This is a genomic window from Anaerococcus sp. HMSC068A02 (genome assembly GCF_001811125.1).
Classification (GTDB): Bacteria; Bacillota; Clostridia; order Tissierellales; family Peptoniphilaceae; genus Anaerococcus; species Anaerococcus vaginalis_C.
In genome coordinates this window covers 1-489 of the sequence record NZ_KV803774.1, presented here as the reverse complement: position 1 = coordinate 489, position 489 = coordinate 1, and the positions used below count along the sequence as shown (strand labels likewise).

The window sequence follows — 489 nt, the reverse complement described above, 5'->3', positions numbered from 1 at the left end:
CCCGACGAGCCACCAAGCTGCTCCATCCCGCGCTATAATAATTGCTAAGTTATGAGCTACTTGAAGCTATATCTATTTAAAGAAACATTGGCGCTCAGGGTGGGGCTCGAACCCACAACCTACCGGTTAACAGCCGGGTGCTCCACCATTGAGCTACCTAAGCACTCTAAATAAAAAAATCTTATATAAATATCTTCTATTATTAATAATAGAAGATATTTTTATAAGTTTGGCAACTTCCTAGTCTCCCGGGAGGTCTCCCTCCGAGTACCATCGGCGTTAGAAGGCTTAACTTCTGTGTTCGGTATGGGAACAGGTGTATCCCTTCTGCCATCGTCACCATATTATGATCCTAACCCAATTTGTGTAACAAATTGTTGGTAGGTCAGATGTCGCGGTGTTTCAAAGTTGCTTGCAACTTTGTCAACAAGCCGACGAACTTTTTAACCCTTTTAATTCAATAGCTATAAATATTTCCAGTCAAGATTT

At 41.5% G+C, this 489-nt stretch carries 1 tRNA gene and 1 rRNA gene; both read right to left on the bottom strand.

The window, feature by feature from the left end:
• Positions 1–88: 88 nt before the first annotated feature.
• Positions 89–163: transfer RNA gene (locus tag HMPREF2782_RS08450), tRNA-Asn, on the bottom strand.
• Positions 164–227: 64 nt separating this feature from the next.
• Positions 228–344, bottom strand: a 5S ribosomal RNA gene (gene rrf, locus HMPREF2782_RS08445).
• Positions 345–489: the final 145 nt, after the last annotated feature.